The organism is Shewanella septentrionalis (assembly GCF_025370265.1).
In the GTDB taxonomy this organism is placed as follows: domain Bacteria; phylum Pseudomonadota; class Gammaproteobacteria; order Enterobacterales; family Shewanellaceae; genus Shewanella; species Shewanella hafniensis.
The window spans coordinates 1-19,042 of record NZ_JAMTCC010000017.1; the positions used below are offsets into that span (position 1 = coordinate 1).

The window sequence follows — 19,042 nt, forward strand, 5'->3', positions numbered from 1 at the left end:
TTACCTGAGGTCAAACGTACCTTAGCCGTGCGCTATTGCCCTTGCTGCCATCAAGCTATGCATTTTATGGGTGTTCATATGCGTCATCGACCGACAGGCGCTAATATCACCGCTTAAGGCGAGAAGTATAAGGATAACGGGTTAACCAAACAGAATGAGGACTCGATAACAGCTTGATGAACAAGTGATAAAAATATTAGCTCGTTCGCTAAGGGCGGGTCATGTCTGCAAAAAGTTTCTTTCAAAATAAGACCTTCGCCAGTACAAATTCTCAATCCGCTATTTGCATAATAAAGTGTCAACAACCAGCATCGGGCTTGTTCAACACTTGGGATAAGGTCGCGGCTACGCGCGGCCTATCCTTATTTGTTAGTTTTATTTATTGCTCGAATCTAAACATTGCCTTAAATCCAGTGTCGATTCTATGCTGAGCCACCTTATATGCTGATCTTTGTAGTTCATCAAATCTTTCCTTATGTCGAATAACTTCGTTCATATTACTTGAGTCTTTACATATAAAATGATGAAGCTGACTATTTAGTGCAGAGGAAACAACACTGATATTGTCGAGCGATTGATTTAAAAAATCGTAGTTTTGTTTAGCATCAGGAACCAATTCCACATTCCAAAATGCCAACTCACGATTGGCTTTATATAGATTTCTTCTGGATTGGTATAAGTTGCCCCATACATTATGTAAATGTTCAATCCGTTTGATTGAAACGTCTTTGTCTTCAATTAGCAAACCCGGAGTTGGACATATATGGTTGTAATGAAATGCGAGTTCATGAAGATTTTCTTCGACTTCATCTATTGCCGAAAGGTATCTCTTAGCAGAAATATATGAGTCTTCTTTCCGTTTATTACCTAACCATTGGAAATAAGTATAGAAACCAAAAGCAAACCCCAAAAATGTAACAAGTAAGGTTCCAACATCAGTCCATTTAACATCATTGAACATTGTTTTATGTTCAGTGACACCAATAAAGAATCCAACTGTGATCGAGTAAAATACAACAATAGCTAAGATTACTTTTTTCAACTGCCTAATGTCCCCAATTCTCATGACTTCAATATAAAACTAACCTTTGTATAGTGCGCATGCGCGTTTATCTCATTTGACCAGTAAAAACGCGCATGGTTAACTACCTGTAATAAAAGGAACTTACCAGCTTTTGTTTAGATATGCCATCCAGAAAAACACGCATGCGCGTTTTCCAAACCTATTATCTCAAGCTGTCAAAAAAATAAGTTATTGATTATAAATGCTATATACATGAAGATCTTATGTAAACGCGCACAAATATTTTCAATCTAGTCCTTGAAATCGGCACAAACCAGATAACACTGTGTAAACAATCAGTATTAAGGGCGGCGAAAAAACCGGACACCCACCACTCTTTTTACTTTTAGCGCTGCGCAAACAACACAGAAAACAGTGCCAACCATAGTTAAATAAAAACTCCCCCCTTTTGAATCAACAGACTATACAAATGCTAAAAGGTGCGCCATGGCAAACCTACCTGCGATGATAAAGAGTACTTTTTACCAAGAAAGACCGGACACACAACTTTTTTGCTTTTATCGCTGCACAAACAACATCGAGATAACCAGTTCAAGTCAGCGTAAAATGCGAACTCCTGTCTTTAAATCAACAGACTACGCAAATGCTGAAAGGTGCGCCATGGTGATTGGCGAGACGACCGTCCGCCCCATGGACGGGGCGGTCGAGCATCCACGGATGGACTCGCTGCGAGTCGACGAGTGAATACCATGGCAAACCAGACTATGTAGTAAGTTTGATAGCAAAGGCCGAGTTGAGAGTAGTAAGACCTCACGAATTATCATTGGGTAGCATTAGATAGAAAGGTGTTGAAGATCCACGTGACTAATTTTAGGAAAAGGCTTTCTTAGCAGAAAAGAGTACGGATAACGCACTAACGCCATGGGGATTTGAGCGAATTATCGGCAAGTGGTTAATATCAAAAACAATCGTGATGTATGGCTAATGGTCGATATTAAAAACCAATGATGACTATTGATCTACAATCATATTATGCCGCTACCACGTGGCGCTGCGCACGTAGGGGGTGTAAGCGATTATGCATCACTTTAATGGTCTCAAACTGCACCATAGTTTTCGCACCCGACAAAACACATTCAGGTGACAATAACATCACTAGCGCGGACTGTAGGGTATTTTCAACCACGAGGGCGAGCACTCTTTGCTTTTGGCATTTAAGCTCAAAGACTTTACCCACATCGCTATAAACACAGATATCACTGGTATCAAAAAACCATGATTTAGGCATTTGCGGTGTCAGCATAAAATGGGCTGCGGTGGCATTGAGGGCAATTTGAACAATTGCAGCATCGGACAAAGACAGGGTTTTAGGTAATCTATCGAGTAAGCTCATATAGAATTTGGCGTGCGCAATATTAAATTCCATGCTTGATAAGGCATCTGGAATGATTAATTTTGCTTTATAAGACGTCAGAAATTCTATCTCGGAACCTAACGATACGCCTAAAACACCATACGAATCGTTATATTTCCATTGCCAATCTTTTTGTGGCATTAATAACATAACGGTGACCCAATATTTGAACACTGGGACATAATAGTAGATATTTTATCCAATATCAAAATAAAAATAATAAAATACAAATTATTTAACAGTTACTTAGTCGATCTAATATAGGATCTTAACAGCGATCTAGGGATCCTTTTAGATCGCTATTAAAGAATAAGATCTTATTTTAGATCGTTACATTAATCTTAAGATCATTATTTTAAGCGGTATGCATTCACAATTTCTTTAATTAACTTCGGACCTTGATAAATAAAACCCGAATAAATCTGCACCATACTGGCGCCCGCATCAAATTTGGCCAAGGCATCTTCGGCACTATTGATGCCGCCCACACCGATGATCGGGATCTGCCCTTTCAAACATATCGCTAACTGCTTGATCACTTTGGTAGACAGCTCTGTCAACGGTTTGCCGCTTAAGCCGCCACTTTCATTGGCATTAGCAAGACCGCTAACACCATCACGCGTTAAGGTAGTATTAGTCGCAATTGCGCCATCAAATTTGTTTTTAATCAAAGCTTGCGCGATATTTTCAATTTCTTCGATGGTTAAATCTGGGGCAATTTTAAGCGCGATGGGCACGTATTTTTTATGCTTTTCGGCCAGCTCAAGTTGCTTAGTTTTAATTGCGCTTAATAATTCATCTAATAGATCGCCATATTGTAGCGATCGCAATCCTGGGGTATTGGGTGATGAAATATTCACCGCAATATAAGCCGCATGGAGATAAACTTTATCCATACAGATCAAATAATCGTCTTTACCTTGTTCTACTGGGGTGTCTTTATTTTTACCAATATTAACACCAACCATAATGTCGGTCTTTTTAGCGATCAAATTTTTGACCAGATTATCGACACCTTTATTATTAAACCCCATGCGATTAATAATGCCTTTAGCAGGCTTTAATCTAAATAGGCGGGGTAAATCATTACCAGGTTGTGGCCTTGGGGTCACAGTGCCCACTTCAACATGACCAAATCCCATCGCATGAAAGGCATCAATCGATTCGCCGTCCTTGTCCATACCCGCAGCGAGTCCCACTGGGTTAGGAAAAGTCAGTCCCATAACACTCACGGGAGCCGGTGCAATCGTTTGTCCGTATAGACACGTTAACGGGCTATTGGCGGTCATTTTTAGACTGCCTATAGCAAGATGGTGAGCTCGCTCAGGATCCATCTGAAACATGACTTTCTGTGCGATTTTATAAAACATGTACTTTCCTCGACCTAAAAAAAGCCCCGGCGATCGCCAGGGCTTCTGATTGTTATAATAAGTTTACTTTTGGCCTTCGCAGTGAAGGATCAGAAGGTTAAGTTCACGTAGGGCGACAGAGAACTTAGCAAACTCATGGCTTTGCGACGTTTTGAAGTCAGCTAGCATGTGGAACCATCTTTCCAATAAGCCTTGATTGATCTCAATCCACTGAGAAATCACACTTTCGGCATCACAGGTTGCACTGCAGGTTCTTAGTACCACTGAACTTAATGCACGTTGTTGCCAATCCAACTCTTCCCTAAAGGCGGCACGAGCCAGTGCTTGCCAATGGTTAGCCACAGGTTGAGCGCTGATCTGTTCTAAGAACCAGTGCAGCTCAACGCGGGCGCCGAGTTTGAAGTAAGTTTCAGCCACTAGCGCAACTGTCTTATCTTCTGTTTGGGCAATTTGGGCAATGTCTAAGGCAGAGAACAAGGTGCTCATGTTAGCCACAATGGTTGCCACAGCTTGTGGTACGTTTTCTTTGACCAAAGCATTGATCTCAGATTGGATACCCTTAGCTTCTTCTTCGACCAGATATAAATGAACATTGTCTTTAATTTGTTCAAATACTGGTTTGAAGAAGGCAACGGTTTGTTCGATGCTACCAGTGCGGTTACGGTGACGCAGGAACCAGCGGCTAGCACGACGCATATTGCGGCGTAACTGATGCAGCATTTCACCTTGAACCACAGCAGGAACTATGCCGTTTAAGTCAGTGATCGATTTAGTTAATTCAGCTAAACCAAATACTTCGCGGGCCATAGTGTAGCAAATTGCCGCATCAGCAACTGAGGCACCTGTCTCATCTTGCATACGTTGAACAAAATTCAAGCCCATGTCGTTAACGAGTTCATTGGCGAGTGAGGTCGCAATGATTTCGCCACGCAGTGGATGGGTTGCCATTTTGTCGCTGTATTTTTCCTGAAGTTTTTTCGGGAAATAGGCAATAAGCAATTGGCTTAACAGCGTATCCTCAGTGATTTCTGGCGTCACTAATTGCTCTTTCAGCACCATCTTCGCATAGGCAACCAGTACTGATAGCTCAGGACGTGTTAGCGCACGGCCACTGGCTAAACGTTCAGCCAATTCGTCGTCAGACGGTAAGAACTCTAAGGCTCTGTCTAACTTGCCTTCTTTTTCCAGATACTGGATAAAGCGGATCTGCTCTTTTAACTGCTCAGCACCACGCACTTGAGTCACAGAGATAGTACGCGTTTGATCTTTACAGTCTTGCAGTACGATGTGGCCGACTTCTTCAGTCATTTCTTCCAGTAAACGGTTACGTTGTTTCAACGTCAGTTCACCTTCAGTTACCATAGCGTTCAGCAAAATCTTGATGTTCACTTCGTTATCTGAACAGTCCACACCACCGACGTTATCCACGAAGTCAGTGTTGATACGGCCGCCGTTAGACGCATATTCGATACGACCTAACTGAGTACAACCTAAGTTACCGCCCTCGCCGACTATCTTAGCACGCAGTTCGCCACCGTTGACACGCAATGCATCGTTGGCGCGATCGCCGACTTCAGCATGAGTTTCGCGTGCAGATTTAACATAGGTACCGATACCGCCGTTCCAGATCAAATCAACAGGCATTTTCAGCAGTTCTTTCATCAGCTCAGTTGGGGTCATAGAGGTTTTCTCTGTGGCCAACATTTGCTTAATTTCTGCCGATAACGGAATGGATTTAGATGAACGTAGGAAAATACCGCCACCTTTAGAAATCAACTTGCTGTTGTAGTCTTCCCAGCTTGAACGTGGCAGAGCGAATAAACGCGCCCGTTCATCATAACTTAATGCCGTATCCGGATTCGGATCGATAAAGATATGCATGTGGTTAAAGGCTGCAACCAGTTTAGTGTGCTTAGACAACAACATACCGTTACCGAATACGTCGCCCGCCATGTCACCTATACCTAAACAGGTAAAGTCTGTGGTTTGACAATCAATACCGACTTCGCGGAAATGACGTTTAACAGATTCCCAGCCGCCTTTGGCCGTGATACCCATTTTCTTATGGTCATAACCGTTACTGCCACCTGATGCGAATGCATCACCGAGCCAGAAGTTGTATTCAAGAGAAATCGAGTTTGCGATATCAGAGAATGTCGCAGTGCCTTTATCGGCTGCAACCACTAAATATGGGTCATCTTCATCGTGACGAACCACATCCAATGGATGGACGATTTCACCGTTCAAAATGTTATCGGTAATATCGAGCAAGGCACGGATAAAGATGCGGTAGCATTCTTGACCTTCGGTGAAGAAAGCTTCACGGCCGCCTTCGGTTGGCAATTGTTTACAAACAAAGCCACCTTTAGCACCCACAGGCACGATCACAGTGTTTTTCACTTGCTGTGCTTTTACCAGACCTAATACTTCGGTACGGAAGTCTTCACGACGATCTGACCAACGCAGACCACCACGGGCCACTTTACCGTAACGTAAATGCACACCTTCAACCCGTGGCGAATAAACGAAGATCTCGAATTTCGGCAGTGGACGTGGCATTTCAGGGATCAGTGAAGGCATGAATTTAAACGAGATATAACTCTTAGATTCGCCTTTAGCATCCTGTTGGTAGAAGTTGGTACGCAGAGTGGCGTTAATCAAGTCTAAATAACGACGAATAATACGGTCATCATCTAGGCTAGACACTTCGTCTAAACGTAAATTGATCTGTTCCATAAACTTGCCCAGAGTACGGGTTTTCAGTTTAGGGTTAAATTTACGGATGAACATCTTCACCAACAAATCAGCGATTTGTGGGTAACGACCGAAGGTTTCTTCGATATAAGACTGACTGAACGTCGCATCGATTTGACGCATGTATTTGGCATACGCGCGCAGTACCGAGACTTCACGGCCCGTTAAGCCTGACGCCAGAATAATGCGGTTGAAACCGTCATCTTCTAACTTCTTTTGCCACACTTGTGACAGTGCAGTTTGGAATCTGTCTTGGCTATCGGCGATGTTGTCGGTGTTGACGACTTTAACTGTCATCAAGAAGTCTAAGATCCAGAAGGTAGAACCGTCTGAGGTCGTGACTTCATATGGACGCTCGTTGATCACGCGCAGACCAAAGTTTTCCAGCATTGGCAGCACGTCAGAAAGATGAATTGGCTCATCTTTATGGAATAGCTTTAAACGCACTTTGTTGTCGTTCAGCGCCGCTTCTTGCGGTTGATAGAACAACATGCCGAGCTTGTGTTCGTCATCCAGTGCTTCGAGCTGTTGCATGTCAACGACGGCAGAGCTTGGCAATACATCTTCTTTATAGCTTTGCTCAAACGCATTGAAATAACGCTTTGTCAGATGAGTGCCGGCTTCTTCACCGAGTGCACTGTTAAGCGCGGTGCTTAACTTATCTTCCCACGAACGTGCCGCTTCTATTAAGTTGTTCTCTATGGCAGCCACATCTACATCCATATTATTGTTATCAACTTTGACTATGTAGTGAGTGCGGGCTAGCGTCGACTCGGAGAAATAAGTCGTAAACTCTACATCTTCTTTGCTGTTAAAATGCTGGGCCAGAATACGTTGAGTATCTTGGCGGAGTTTAGTGTTATAACGATCCTTAGAAACGTACACTAAACAGGATAAGAAACGGCCAAAGCCATCTTTGCGTACAAAGAGTTTCAGCTTGTCTCTGTCTTGCATTTCTAACACGCCATGGGCCATGTGCGATAAATCATCAACATTGGCTTGAATTAGCTCGTCACGAGGTAAATTCTCAAGAATGTTTAGCAGGGCTTTATAGTCGTGTGAACGTGGGGTTAAGCCTGAACGATCTAACACACGCTGCACTTTTTCGTTCAGCAGTGGGATTTCACGTGGGCTGCGGTTATACAGGTTTGACGCATATAAACCGATAAATCTATCTTCACCAACCACATTGCCTTTCTTATCGAAACGCTTGATACCGATATAATCGACATAAGCTGGGCGATGTACGCGGCTCTTGGCACTGCTCTTAGTGAGGATCAACAAGCTGTGATCTAAGGCTTCTTTGCGGGCGCTATCGGAGAAGCTAGATAGCAACAAACCTTGCTCAGGTTGCGCTTTAGTGTGCTTGTTCATCAAACCTAAACTAGAGGCGATATTAGGCACTAACTCAACATCACCTTCGACACGATTCAAATCGTATTGGCGGTAACCTAACAGCGTAAAGTGATGATTATTCAAGTAAGTCAGGAAGTTAATCGCTTCTTCTAACTCTTGCTTATCGCCCGGGAACGGACGTTTTGGCAATTCCTTGATCATCTCACCCAACTTGGCAGACATGGCTTCCCAGTCATTGACTGATGAAGCAACATCGGCAAGCACAGACTGAATTTCGCGCTCTAATGCTTTGATATCAACAGTGCTGCTTTGACGGTCAATTTCAATCAAGAATACGGCGACATGTTCAGTGCTTTCTGGGCTCTGATTAAGATAAGTGACATTGGTCACACCGCTATCTGAACGCTCGATGGCCAGCGGAGTGTGTAACATCATGTGAGCAGTAATACCCATACGATTCAATGCCATACCAACTGAATCTACCAAGAATGGCATGTCAGGTTGGATAACTTCAATGATCGAGTGGGTAGATTGCCAGCCGTGTTTGGCCTGGCTAGGGTTGAACACTCGTAAGTGAGTGTTACCTTTTGGCGTTTTGTTCAGGGCGTTCCATAAACTGAGAACCGCACCGTATAAATCACTGTCATTACGCGCATTGAGATCGTCTTTCGACATGTGGGCATAAAGGCAGGTGGCAAACTGTTCAACTTGCTTGGCTTGTGAATTAGGGACTTTAGCGTGAATTAAACTGACTACATTTTCAAGTAGTACTGAAGGCATTGCATCTTTCAAGGCCATGTTGCTGTTTCCTTAAGCGTCTATGGCAGCGCTTTTTTCATTATTTGGATGCTTCGGCTTAACGATCTCAGATAAATTAATGTGATCTGGATCATCGCGCGAAGTTTATTACTAAAACCGCTGTATTTCGAGGAAAATTTTAGTGGTACATCCTCTTGAAATCCAGTATTCGCGTAAACAATGAATGACAAATGACCAAACAATCGATAAAGCAGACTAAGTATTCAAAAACAAATGGGGAGCTAAGCTCCCCATTTGTAGACCCTACTTAGGTTGGCGCCAGAAAACGGCGGCCAATGCAGGAAGGATAATTATGGCACCGAGCATATTTACCACAAACATGAATGTTAACAATATTCCCATGTCCATTTGGAATTTAAGTGCCGAGAAGAACCAAGTGCTGACACCAATCGCCAATGTGAGGCCAGTAAAGATCACCGCACTGCCCCGTTCGACCAACGCCTCATAGTATGCCTGTTGCACTGGCATACCGTTCGAGAGCTTAGACGACATGGTCGAGAGGATATAAATACCGTAATCCACACCGATACCGACACCCAGCGCAATAACTGGTAAGGTACTGACTGCTAAGCCAATATCCAGTTGCGTCATCAAGGCTTGTGCCAATGTTGACACCACATACAGCGGGATAATTACCGCCACAGTCGCTTTCAAGGATTTAAAGCTGATTAAACAGAGTACAAACACGGCACCATAGACGTATAACATCATAGGTAATTGCGCTTCAGCTACCGCTTCGTTGGTCGCGGCCATCACGCCTACAGGACCCGATGCCAGTTTAAACTGCAGCTTGTCGTTATCCATTTTCGCGGCGACGGCTTTCACCTTAGCGACCACAGTTTCTATGGTTTCTGCCTTGTGATCTTTCATAAACAAATACACAGGCATGACAGAACAATCGCCATTTAACAAACCAGAGGTCGTCGGAATTTGGCCAATGGCCTGCACTAAACTCGCGGTCGTGCGCGGCAGCACTTCCCACCTTGGATTACCTTCGTTAAAGCCTGCGTTCACTTTTTTAGCAACCGACGCCAGACTCACAGTCGACTCCACCCCAGGCGTATTACGCACTAACCATTCAAACTCATCAATTTGAGTCAGCACATCGTGGTAAGTACAGGCTTCAGGTGCTGCCTCAACAATCACAGTCATCACGTCGGTAGTGATGGAGAAATGATCTGTGATGAAGAAAGTATCGAGGTTATAGCGCGAATCTTGGTGTAACGCTGGCGCCCCGCCCTGTAAATCACCAATCTTCATCTGATTGGCTTGTTGCAGACCGGCAAAATACAACACCACAGTGGCAATAATCACCACTACAGCGTATTTAGGCGTCGCAAAACGTGCTAAGAAACGCCAAATCGCTTCAGTACGGACTTCTTCAGCCGTCGGCTCTGCGGTTTTATTGACTTTGATTTCAGTAAAAGAAATCACCAAAGGCAACAGGATAAGGTTAGTGAAAATGATCACGCCCACACCGAGTGATGCCGAAATCGCGAGCTCGCGAATAATCCCGATATCAATCGATAACAGGGTAATAAAACCAACAGTATCAGACAGTAATGCGACGCCACCTGGCACTAATAAACTACGAAATGCCGAAGCCGCAGCCGCTTTGGTGGTTTGTCCGTCCATCACGCGGCGCCTTACCGCGTTGATCATCTGCACCCCGTGGCTGACCCCGATGGCGAATACCAAAAACGGCACCAGAATCGACATGGGATCGAGACCAAAACCAATCACAGTCAATAAACCAAGCTGCCAGACCACAGCGGTTAAACTGCAGACGAGGGGTAAAACGGTCAGAATGATCGATTTAGAGAAGAGGTAAACCATGACGGCGGTGATCAAAATGGCGATAACGAAGAACAGTAATACGCCCTTAGCACCATCGGCCACATCCCCCGCCATCTTGGCGAAACCTATGATGTGAATTTTAACCTTGTCGGTTTCGAACTTGGCCCTAAGTTCTTTTTCGAGCTGCGCCGCAAAGGCAATGGTATCTAAGGGTTTACCTGTTTGTGGGTCAAAGTCCATTAACTGCGCCGACACCATGGCCGCACTGTAATCGTTGGCAATTAATCGGCCAACGATGCCCGCTTTTTCAATATTATCGCGCACGGTTTCGAGCCCAGATACTGAGGTCGAAAAATCCGCAGGAATAACGGGCCCGCCTGCAAAACCATCTTCAACGACTTCGGTAAAACGAGTAGAAGGCGAAAAAATCGATTTCACCTGCGCGCGGTCAACCCCTGGAATAAAAAACAGCTGATCGTGCACGTTTTTTAAGGTATCAAAATAGTTCGCATTAAAAATATTGCCGCTAGTGTCTTCCACCGCCACCATGATGCTGTTGGCGCCACCAAAATCTTTTTGATGTTTCAGGTAGGTCTGCATATAACTGTGATGCAGTGGAATGTTTTTGATGAAGGCCGCATCCATTTTGAGTTGACTGGCTTGAAAGCCTAAAAACAACGTCAAAAACACAAAAATGCCGACGACCCATGCGCGATTGCGGAATAAAAATGACTCAAATCCGTTGACCAGTTTTTCTAACATCTTCTCGGCCCTGTTATTGTAGTTTTAAAATTTTATGGCTTAAGAATAAACAGCCCTTGGCTGCCGGATAACCACATATTCCCTTGATTATCCTTCGCAATAGAGACTAAGTTTTCCCCTTGGCGACGAGTGACAATACTGCTGGTATCATCCCCATTCAGCTTAATCACTATCCCTGCATTTCCCACGAGATAAACCGCATCGTCCGACACTGACATCGCCCCATTGATTGAAGATTGCACGGGCAGTTCGATTTCATTCCACTGGCTTAAACTCACGTCAGCTTTGAATATATGACCGCGAAGGCCCATCACATACACGGCATCTTTCGTTTCAATGGCATTAAACATAGAGCCATCGTAATCAAAACTGGTACGCGCAAAGGTTTGGCCTTGATCGCTTGAAACCGCCACTAGACCCAACTCGCCGACCAGTAATAAACGTCCGTCAGTCAAGGTTAAAATACGATTAAAGTGCGGCAATAATGAAGCGCGTGCGCTCACATAGGCTGATTGATCGCTGCCTTTCAACTCCGCTAAATAGGACACATCTTCTTCGGCTAACAGCTCCTCATGGAATTCGTCGATCCAATGGGCACCACCATCGTTGGTGCGATAAAACAAACCGTAAGCCCCAATGGCGAACCCCTTGTTTTCATCTAAAAAAACCACATCAAGGAATGGCTTTTCAATCTCGGGCGAATGCATCTGCTGCTGCCAAGTTTGGCCACCATCCTGAGTATGTAAAATGGTCGCATCATGGCCCACGGCCCAGCCGAGTTTGTCATTAAGGAAAAACACTTTGGTCAACTGCGAGCTCACGGGCGTCGCCACTTGATGCCAACTGCCGTCATAAACCAGAACATGACCGCGTTCACCCACAGCCACTAAGCCTTTGCCCACGTTGGCAATATCTAAAATCAGGGATGAAGCCGCAAGCGGTTGAATTTGAGAAAAAATCGGATCAGAGGGCGTTGCAGATAACGTAGAAGGGAAAAAAGCGCCACCGAAACTTAATGCAGCAACACACTGAAGGATGCGAAACGACATACAAACTTCCTTAAACTAATGAGGGGCGCAGAGCGCCCCTTTATTTGTGGCGTATTAACGGATACCTTCGCGACGCAACGCATCGGGGGTAAAGTTAGCTTCAGTCAGTTTGGCATCGAAGTTATACATACCACTTTGGTTGTCTAAACCCATGGCGAGATAACGACGGGATTGCAAATCATGGAAGACTTCCAGCGTGTCCCATTGAGTTGGCACTTCGTAGTAGTTCAAGCCATGTGCAACAGCCACACGATACAGCTGATCACGGTTATCGTAGAGATCGGCTATCGACACTTGCCATGAATCTTCGTCAAGGTACATATCGCGCACTTTGTAAATGTGGCGCATACCGTCTTTCAACGTCGCCTTCACTTGCCATACGCGGTGTTTTTCCCAACGAACATACTCAGGATTAACATGCCCAGGTTTTAAGATTTGGTCATATTTCAGCTTGTCTGAGTGCAGTTTGTAATCGTTGTACGGAATGTAAATTTCTTTCTTGCCAACCAGTTCCCAGTTATAACGCACTGGAGAACCGTTAAACATGTCGAAATCATCCGTCGTACGCAGACCATCAGACACTGTACCCGGTGTATCGAAAGCAACGTTTGGTGCTTTACGGACACGACGTTGTCCTGTGTTATAGGTCCAAGCTTGGCGTGGCAACGCCTCTTGATCCATGGTCTCTTTTACCAATAACGCAGTACCCGCTAAACGTGCTGGCTGAGTCACCACTTGCTTAAAGTAGAACAGCGTATTGCTGGCTTTAAGCAGATCTAAGGTCATCTCTGGACGAGAATATTCGAAGCGAATTTCCTCTGAGGTTTCCACTAAGCTATAGCTACCATCGGCCGTTGGTGCAGCTTGGCTACGGGAAGTCTCGATATCGACCCCGCGAAAACGCAAAATGTGGTTCCAAATCGCTTCTAACCCATTTGCTGGGATAGGGAATGGAATACCAATAGCAGCGCCAGAAATACCATTGCCCTGTGCAATCAATTCTGCACGTGTCGCGTTAGCTTTGGTTGCGTCATAGACAAACTGCGGCACAGAAGCGCTACGGCGAGTCTTATACACATTCATCTTGTAAGTATCAGGGTAAAGTTCGAACAACTTCATCTGACCCGGTGTTAAAAAGTCTTTATATTGCGCGTTGTTAGCATTGGTAATGGTGAATTCAATCTTATCCTCAGGGAAAGGATCTGGGTGATGCATCCCTTTGGTATAACCCGCTACAGGCTTAGTGATACCACCATCCCAAGCCGGAATAGAACCGTCAGCATTACCTGCCTTTTCAGCACCTAAAGGGGTGAGCTCATTGCCAAGTTTAGCCGCTTCAGCCTCTGATACCTTAGCCATAGCGACTGGCGCTACGAGTGCAAACATCACCGCACTCGCCAATATCGTCAGTTTCTTCATTGTTTGAGTCCTTTTAGATCGAATACTTGATATTGAATGAAACATAATCACGATCTGCCATCGCATTCGTCGTACCGACACCGCCAAAGAAATTGTTATAGGAGATATCTGCACCCCAACGGTTTTGATAGTCGAAGTTAACGCCTAGCGCGACAGACTTGCGTCCTTCCGTGAACAGGAACATAGGATCCGGAGTAATACCGTCAACGTCATGGGAGAAAATGACCCGTGGCGACATATTGACCCCTGCAAAGACGTTGTTGAAATCCGCTTTTGCCACTAAACGGTAGCCCCAAGCAAAGTCAGTTGGGAACGGGTTAGTTTCAGGACCATTGTGCAAGGCTTGAATGATGCCAGGCATATCTGGATTGCCGCCAGAACGTGACGTACCAGGACCATTGAGACGTAGCTCATCGAAACCTGGCATATCGTGGATCCACACACCGCCAACCTCGGCCAACATAGTTAAGTTATCTAAACCTAAGGTTGGACCAAATAGATGGGTGAAAGTCATCTGCGCCTGTGTGGTATCAACGCGAATAAAGCCATCCACGGTTTCACCCGGTTGAACGTCTTTAATCTGTGAAATACCATCAAGATCGGGACGAAGCCCCGCATTGGCTAACTGTTGTGGCATACCGGCGAACAGCAACTCAACGTCATCAATCTGCAGTGGCTCATCTTGACGATGGGCAATCTCACCCGCGACAGACGTATCACCAATCAAAGTATTGAAGCTGAAACCGTAGAGTTTAATATCCTCTGGATAGACGATTTGCGCCTTAGAGAAGCTCTTCAGGCTGAGCAACAATTCACGATTAATGTTGCCCGAGTTTTGGCCTACAGTTGCCAGATCTGACAACAATGCGCCCGTGCTAAAATCAGCAGCAGTACCGCTGATCAGTGGACGACGGCTATGGTAATTCATGAAATAGAAACCAAATTCGGTTTCACCTAGCTCAGGCGCGTAATAACCCAGCTTGATACCGTATTGGCCATCATTGCTTGGTTCTTCTTCATCCTGCACTAGCGTCACTTTCGTTGGGTAGGCTAAAGCCATAGAAACCAATTGCTGCGTCGGAATAGATTGGCCGCTGGCGATCATGCCCGCTAAACGCTCATATTCTTGCATCACAAAATCTAAGTTGATGTCAGGGTTAGCGTTAAAACCAAGCTGAGCGTTTTGAGCATAACCCCCAAAACCGGCAAAATCGTTAGTCGCAAAAATGGAGCCCGGAGTTGGGACCCAAATAGGTTGCCAATCATATTGATAGAATGCTTCAACCGTTAACGAATCTGTCAGGCCAAGGGATGCCCACACCATACCTTGCGGTCTAAACGCTTCTTTTAACTCAGCACCAGGTGCGTTAAGAATGTTCAAATCCACGGCGTTAATTTCACTGATCCCATGGGCAATCAGTGTACTTTCACCCCATGACACCACTTGATTACCAACACGAATAGATAATGGATTCGCACCCTCATTCAAATCGAAGTTGGCATAGACAAACGCATCTAATAAACGGATATCTTTACATTGTACTTCTGAAGCGCGGCTATCTTCGCAAGGGTCAAATTCTTTACCCGTGATCGGATCGTTGTAGTCATAATTGCCATCGTTCAGTTTACGATCATAAAAATACATACCGCGGGCGAACAAACCGTAGTTTTTGTATTTCAACGATAATTCATGCAAACCTTTGACGATCTCAGACGTAGTATCGCCTTGAGAATAAAGTAAGTTACTTAAGTCATTGTTGCTGGAATACGACCCAGGCTGGGCCCAAATCTCAGCTGAAGTATATTTTGTATTGCCAAATGCGCTGTAATTAGACCAATCGAATTGGGGTTGATTCACCTTACCAATTTGACCTTCCCAATCGCGCGCCCCAACACGCCAGCTCGCACCAGCAGTCCAAGTTGAGTCAAATGTGCCCTCAACCTCTCCCCAATCAAAAGATATTGCATTAACGCTTGGGATCATTAACAAACTCAATGCCGACGCCACCCCCAAAGCAAGCGCCGATTTGTTAAAACTATTTTTAACAATTTTCATTTTAGCTCTCCGTACCCTGCTGGATTCTTTGTTTTAGGAATTACAACCAACATCTTGTTAGCTCACAGGTAACATCATTGTTACAGCAATTAATCCCCTTGGGCAAGGCGCAGTTAGAGAAAATTTTCTAAAGAATTAAGCATGTAGACACATTTGTGCCAGCAGTTGAAAAGGTGGGATTTAAATTAGAGAAAAGCGGGAGAGAAATGAAGCGGGAAAAGATATCAAAAAATCATATAATTCATTAACATATTTAAAAACTAAATATCACAAACCGAGCCTGATAATCAGCCGACCGTTTAAAGTAATTACTCTAAGCGCAAATAAACAAATTCAGACTAGACTCGATTTAATGAAACAAATTGTCCCTTGTCATCTAAAACCAATTTGAAATAGCCTTGAATGCCATTTTCGGTTAAAAAACGTCTGAAATGACGGCCATTAATCCACAAAATACGTCCTTGCGTTTCGCGGACTTCAATTTTATCAGCAAGCCCTTGATAGTAAGGTAAGAAATCTCGATAACTGATCGTTAGTTTGAAATACAATTCCATAATATCAGGGCGGCATCGATTGCCGCCCTCCTCCTACAAACCGCTATTTTGCCAATGCCTTAGAGACTTTTTCGTACATATCCTTAGATAAGTCAGGTAAAGCCAAAAGTTGCCCTAAACAGGCTTTTATTAAGGTTTGACGGCCTAAGTCGAATTTATGGAACTGGATCAATGGCGTCACCATACGCGCCGCAACCTGCGGATTGAGCTTATTAAGGATCATTAAGCATTCAGTTAAGAAGGCATAACCCTTACCGTCTTGACGGTGGAATTGATAAATATTCCCCGCCGCAAAACTGCCCACTAACGCACGCACTCGGTTTGGATTACTCATACTAAATCGCTTGTGCTGTTGTAATTGACGCAGACGTTCAATCACATCTTGTGCATTATGGGTTGCTTGCAACATGAACCATTTATCCATTACCAATGGCGTGTCTTGCCAACGCAGCTCAAATGCGGTCATCAACTCATCGCGACAAGGCAAATCGCCCACGTTCGCCGCAGTCAGTGCGCCGAGGGAATCAGTCATATTGCTGGCTTTATCAAACTGAGCAATCACTAACGCTTCTGCCTCATCCGGCACCCGTGCTAACCAAGTTAAACACTGATTTTTAAGCGCTCTTGCCTGCGTGCTATCGACTGGTACCAAAGAGCGATAGAGCACGATCAATTCATCTTCAGAGTGTGAAGCCATCTCTGTTAACACAAATTCACGGGCCAAGGCTAACGCATCGAGATCAACGCTCTCTGTTTGCTCAATCAAAGCAGATGCCGTAGGTATGGCTAAGATTTCGGCAATCAATGCAGGGTCAAGTTCAGTGTCTAACAATACGCCTTTAAAACTATCGCGCACCCGGGGATCGAGCGTCATCGCTTGTTGCTGCTGTAAACTCGCCACATTTTGCCAAATCGCTTGGCTCACTAAGGTCACTGAGGCTTCCCATCGCGCCACTTCGCTGCTGGCAAAACGCATCAAGTGAACCAGTTGATCCACATTGAATCGGTATTGTAATTTAACGGGCGCGGAGAAGTTTTGCAGTAACGAAGCCACCGGTTTATGACTTAACCCCTCAAAGCTAAACACTTGTTCAGCTTGGGTAAAGTCGAGAACTTCATTCACTAAAGAGTGGCCCTTGGCATCTAAGAGTTCGATACTGAACGGGATATGCAAGGGGGATGCACAGTTCGCTAAACTTTGTTTAAGGGTTAATTGGTAAACGCCCGTTAGCGCATCGAAACTGTCCATCGCAGTCACAATCGGCGTGCCTGCTTGGCTATACCATAAACGGAATTGGGTTAAATCCACGCCACTGGCATCTTCCATTGCCGCCACAAAATCATCGCAGGTGACCGCTTGTCCATCGTGGCGTTTAAAATACAGTTTCATCCCCGCCTGAAACTTTTCTTCGCCGAGCAAAGTGTGCATCATGCGGATCACTTCAGCGCCCTTGTTATACACAGTGACTGTGTAGAAATTATTCATCTCAATCACAGATTCTGGACGAATAGGATGGGACATAGGGCCAGAATCTTCAGCAAACTGTTGATTCTTGATCACTTTAATTGCGTGAATTCGATTCACCGCGCGTGAACCTAAATCGGAGCTGAATTCTTGATCGCGAAAAACCGTTAAGCCTTCTTTTAAACTTAACTGGAACCAATCACGGCACGTCACGCGGTTTCCGGTCCAATTATGGAAATACTCATGGCCTACAACCGATTCAATACCGTGATAATCCTCGTCGGTGGCCGTTAAGGTATCTGCGAGCACATATTTAGTGTTGAAGATATTTAAGCCTTTGTTTTCCATCGCTCCCATATTGAAAAAGTCGACGGCAACTATCATGTAAATATCTAAATCGTACTCGAGGTCAAAACGACTCTCATCCCAAGCCATGGATTTTTTAAGCGACGCCATCGCATGGTGCGCTTTATGTAAATTACCTTTATCGACGAACACTTGCAGGATCACTTTACGGCGACTGCGGGTAATGAACTCATCTTGCAACAGATCAAAATCGCCAGCGACTAAGGCAAACAAGTAAGCCGGTTTTGGAAACGGATCTTGCCAGCAAACATAATGGCGACCGCCCTCTAATTCGCCTTGATCAATCAAATTCCCGTTACTCAGTAAAAACGGGAATGCGGCGCTATCGGCTTCGATACGAACTGTGTATTTAGCTAATACATCGGGACGGTCGAGGAAATAAGTGATCCGTCTAAAGCCCTCAGCCTCACATTGCGTGCAGTAGGCACCATCGGACATATACAGGCCTTCAAGGCTTGAATTGGCCTCGGGATCGAGCTTAGTGATAATATTCAGTTCAAACTCATCAAGCGCCGTTTCTAAGACTAATTGACCCGCGCTAACATGGTAAGGCACTGCCTCGCCGTCAACCGTCAACGAGACAACAGTTAAGTCTTCACCATCTAACACTAAGGCATGGGTATGTTTTGAAGTGCGTTTTATACGACTGATCGCCTGCACTTGAGTTTCATTGCCCGCCAGATTAAAAGCTAAGTCGATCGTTTCTATCGTAAAAAGTGGCGCTTGATAATCTTTTAAGTATTTTGCTTGAGCTTGTGTCATTTCGATCCCTTTAACGCTGATCTAAATAAGAAAAAACGCGCCATAAGCGCGTTTTGATATTGGATAAATCGACTC

Annotated in this window: 10 protein-coding genes and 1 pseudogene; 1 reads left to right on the forward strand and 10 read right to left on the reverse strand. The window is 44.7% G+C overall.

Features of this window, described 5'->3' with window-relative positions:
- A pseudogene (locus NE536_RS22980) lies at positions 1–117 on the forward strand (IS91 family transposase); the annotation flags it as partial.
- Positions 118–379: 262 nt separating this feature from the next.
- Here the strand turns inward: NE536_RS22980 and NE536_RS11305 are convergent.
- The 10 genes from NE536_RS11305 to pepN all read right to left on the reverse strand — a co-directional run bounded on the left by NE536_RS11305 (position 380) and on the right by pepN (position 18,967).
- Positions 380–1,042, reverse strand: a complete 663-nt coding sequence (locus tag NE536_RS11305) for a hypothetical protein (RefSeq protein ID WP_261272746.1) — start codon at positions 1,040–1,042, stop codon at positions 380–382.
- 1,012 nt (positions 1,043–2,054) lie between these two features.
- A complete protein-coding gene (locus NE536_RS11310; RefSeq protein WP_261272747.1) occupies positions 2,055–2,588 on the reverse strand; it encodes a cell division protein ZapC in 534 nt (177 codons plus the stop codon).
- Positions 2,589–2,788: 200 nt separating this feature from the next.
- Complete coding sequence (pyrD, locus tag NE536_RS11315; RefSeq protein ID WP_259522650.1) at positions 2,789–3,808, reverse strand: quinone-dependent dihydroorotate dehydrogenase; 1,020 nt, start codon at positions 3,806–3,808, stop codon at positions 2,789–2,791.
- A 63-nt stretch (positions 3,809–3,871) separates the two neighbouring features.
- Positions 3,872–8,716, reverse strand: a complete 4,845-nt coding sequence (locus NE536_RS11320; RefSeq protein ID WP_011846980.1) for an NAD-glutamate dehydrogenase — start codon at positions 8,714–8,716, stop codon at positions 3,872–3,874.
- A 264-nt stretch (positions 8,717–8,980) separates the two neighbouring features.
- Positions 8,981–11,296 carry an efflux RND transporter permease subunit gene (locus NE536_RS11325; RefSeq protein WP_261272748.1) on the reverse strand — a complete coding sequence of 772 codons (2,316 nt, stop codon included), beginning with the start codon at positions 11,294–11,296 and terminating at the stop codon, positions 8,981–8,983.
- A 32-nt stretch (positions 11,297–11,328) separates the two neighbouring features.
- A complete protein-coding gene (locus NE536_RS11330; RefSeq protein WP_261272749.1) occupies positions 11,329–12,345 on the reverse strand; it encodes a YCF48-related protein in 1,017 nt (338 codons plus the stop codon).
- Between the two features lie 54 nt (positions 12,346–12,399).
- Positions 12,400–13,764 (reverse strand): DUF1329 domain-containing protein, encoded by a 1,365-nt coding sequence (locus NE536_RS11335; protein ID WP_261272750.1) that lies wholly within the window; start codon positions 13,762–13,764, stop codon positions 12,400–12,402.
- Positions 13,765–13,777: 13 nt separating this feature from the next.
- On the reverse strand, positions 13,778–15,820 hold the full coding sequence (locus NE536_RS11340; protein WP_006086279.1) for a DUF1302 domain-containing protein: 2,043 nt from the start codon (positions 15,818–15,820) through the stop codon (positions 13,778–13,780).
- A 338-nt stretch (positions 15,821–16,158) separates the two neighbouring features.
- Positions 16,159–16,374, reverse strand: a complete 216-nt coding sequence (locus NE536_RS11345) for a DUF2835 domain-containing protein (RefSeq protein WP_006086278.1) — start codon at positions 16,372–16,374, stop codon at positions 16,159–16,161.
- A gap of 43 nt (positions 16,375–16,417) precedes the next feature.
- Complete coding sequence (pepN, locus tag NE536_RS11350; protein ID WP_261272751.1) at positions 16,418–18,967, reverse strand: aminopeptidase N; 2,550 nt, start codon at positions 18,965–18,967, stop codon at positions 16,418–16,420.
- Between the last annotated feature and the right edge of the window lie 75 nt (positions 18,968–19,042).

Excerpts from the sequence above, each read along its gene's own strand:
- NE536_RS11310 (WP_261272747.1), bottom strand. The coding sequence starts at position 2,588 with ATGTTATTAATGCCACAAAAAGATTGGCAATGGAAATATAACGATTCG.
- pyrD (WP_259522650.1), bottom strand. The coding sequence starts at position 3,808 with ATGTTTTATAAAATCGCACAGAAAGTCATGTTTCAGATGGATCCTGAG.
- NE536_RS11320 (WP_011846980.1), bottom strand. The coding sequence starts at position 8,716 with ATGGCCTTGAAAGATGCAATGCCTTCAGTACTACTTGAAAATGTAGTC.
- NE536_RS11325 (WP_261272748.1), bottom strand. The coding sequence starts at position 11,296 with ATGTTAGAAAAACTGGTCAACGGATTTGAGTCATTTTTATTCCGCAAT.
- NE536_RS11330 (WP_261272749.1), bottom strand. The coding sequence starts at position 12,345 with ATGTCGTTTCGCATCCTTCAGTGTGTTGCTGCATTAAGTTTCGGTGGC.
- NE536_RS11335 (WP_261272750.1), bottom strand. The coding sequence starts at position 13,764 with ATGAAGAAACTGACGATATTGGCGAGTGCGGTGATGTTTGCACTCGTA.
- NE536_RS11340 (WP_006086279.1), bottom strand. The coding sequence starts at position 15,820 with ATGAAAATTGTTAAAAATAGTTTTAACAAATCGGCGCTTGCTTTGGGG.
- NE536_RS11345 (WP_006086278.1), bottom strand. The coding sequence starts at position 16,374 with ATGGAATTGTATTTCAAACTAACGATCAGTTATCGAGATTTCTTACCT.
- pepN (WP_261272751.1), bottom strand. The coding sequence starts at position 18,967 with ATGACACAAGCTCAAGCAAAATACTTAAAAGATTATCAAGCGCCACTT.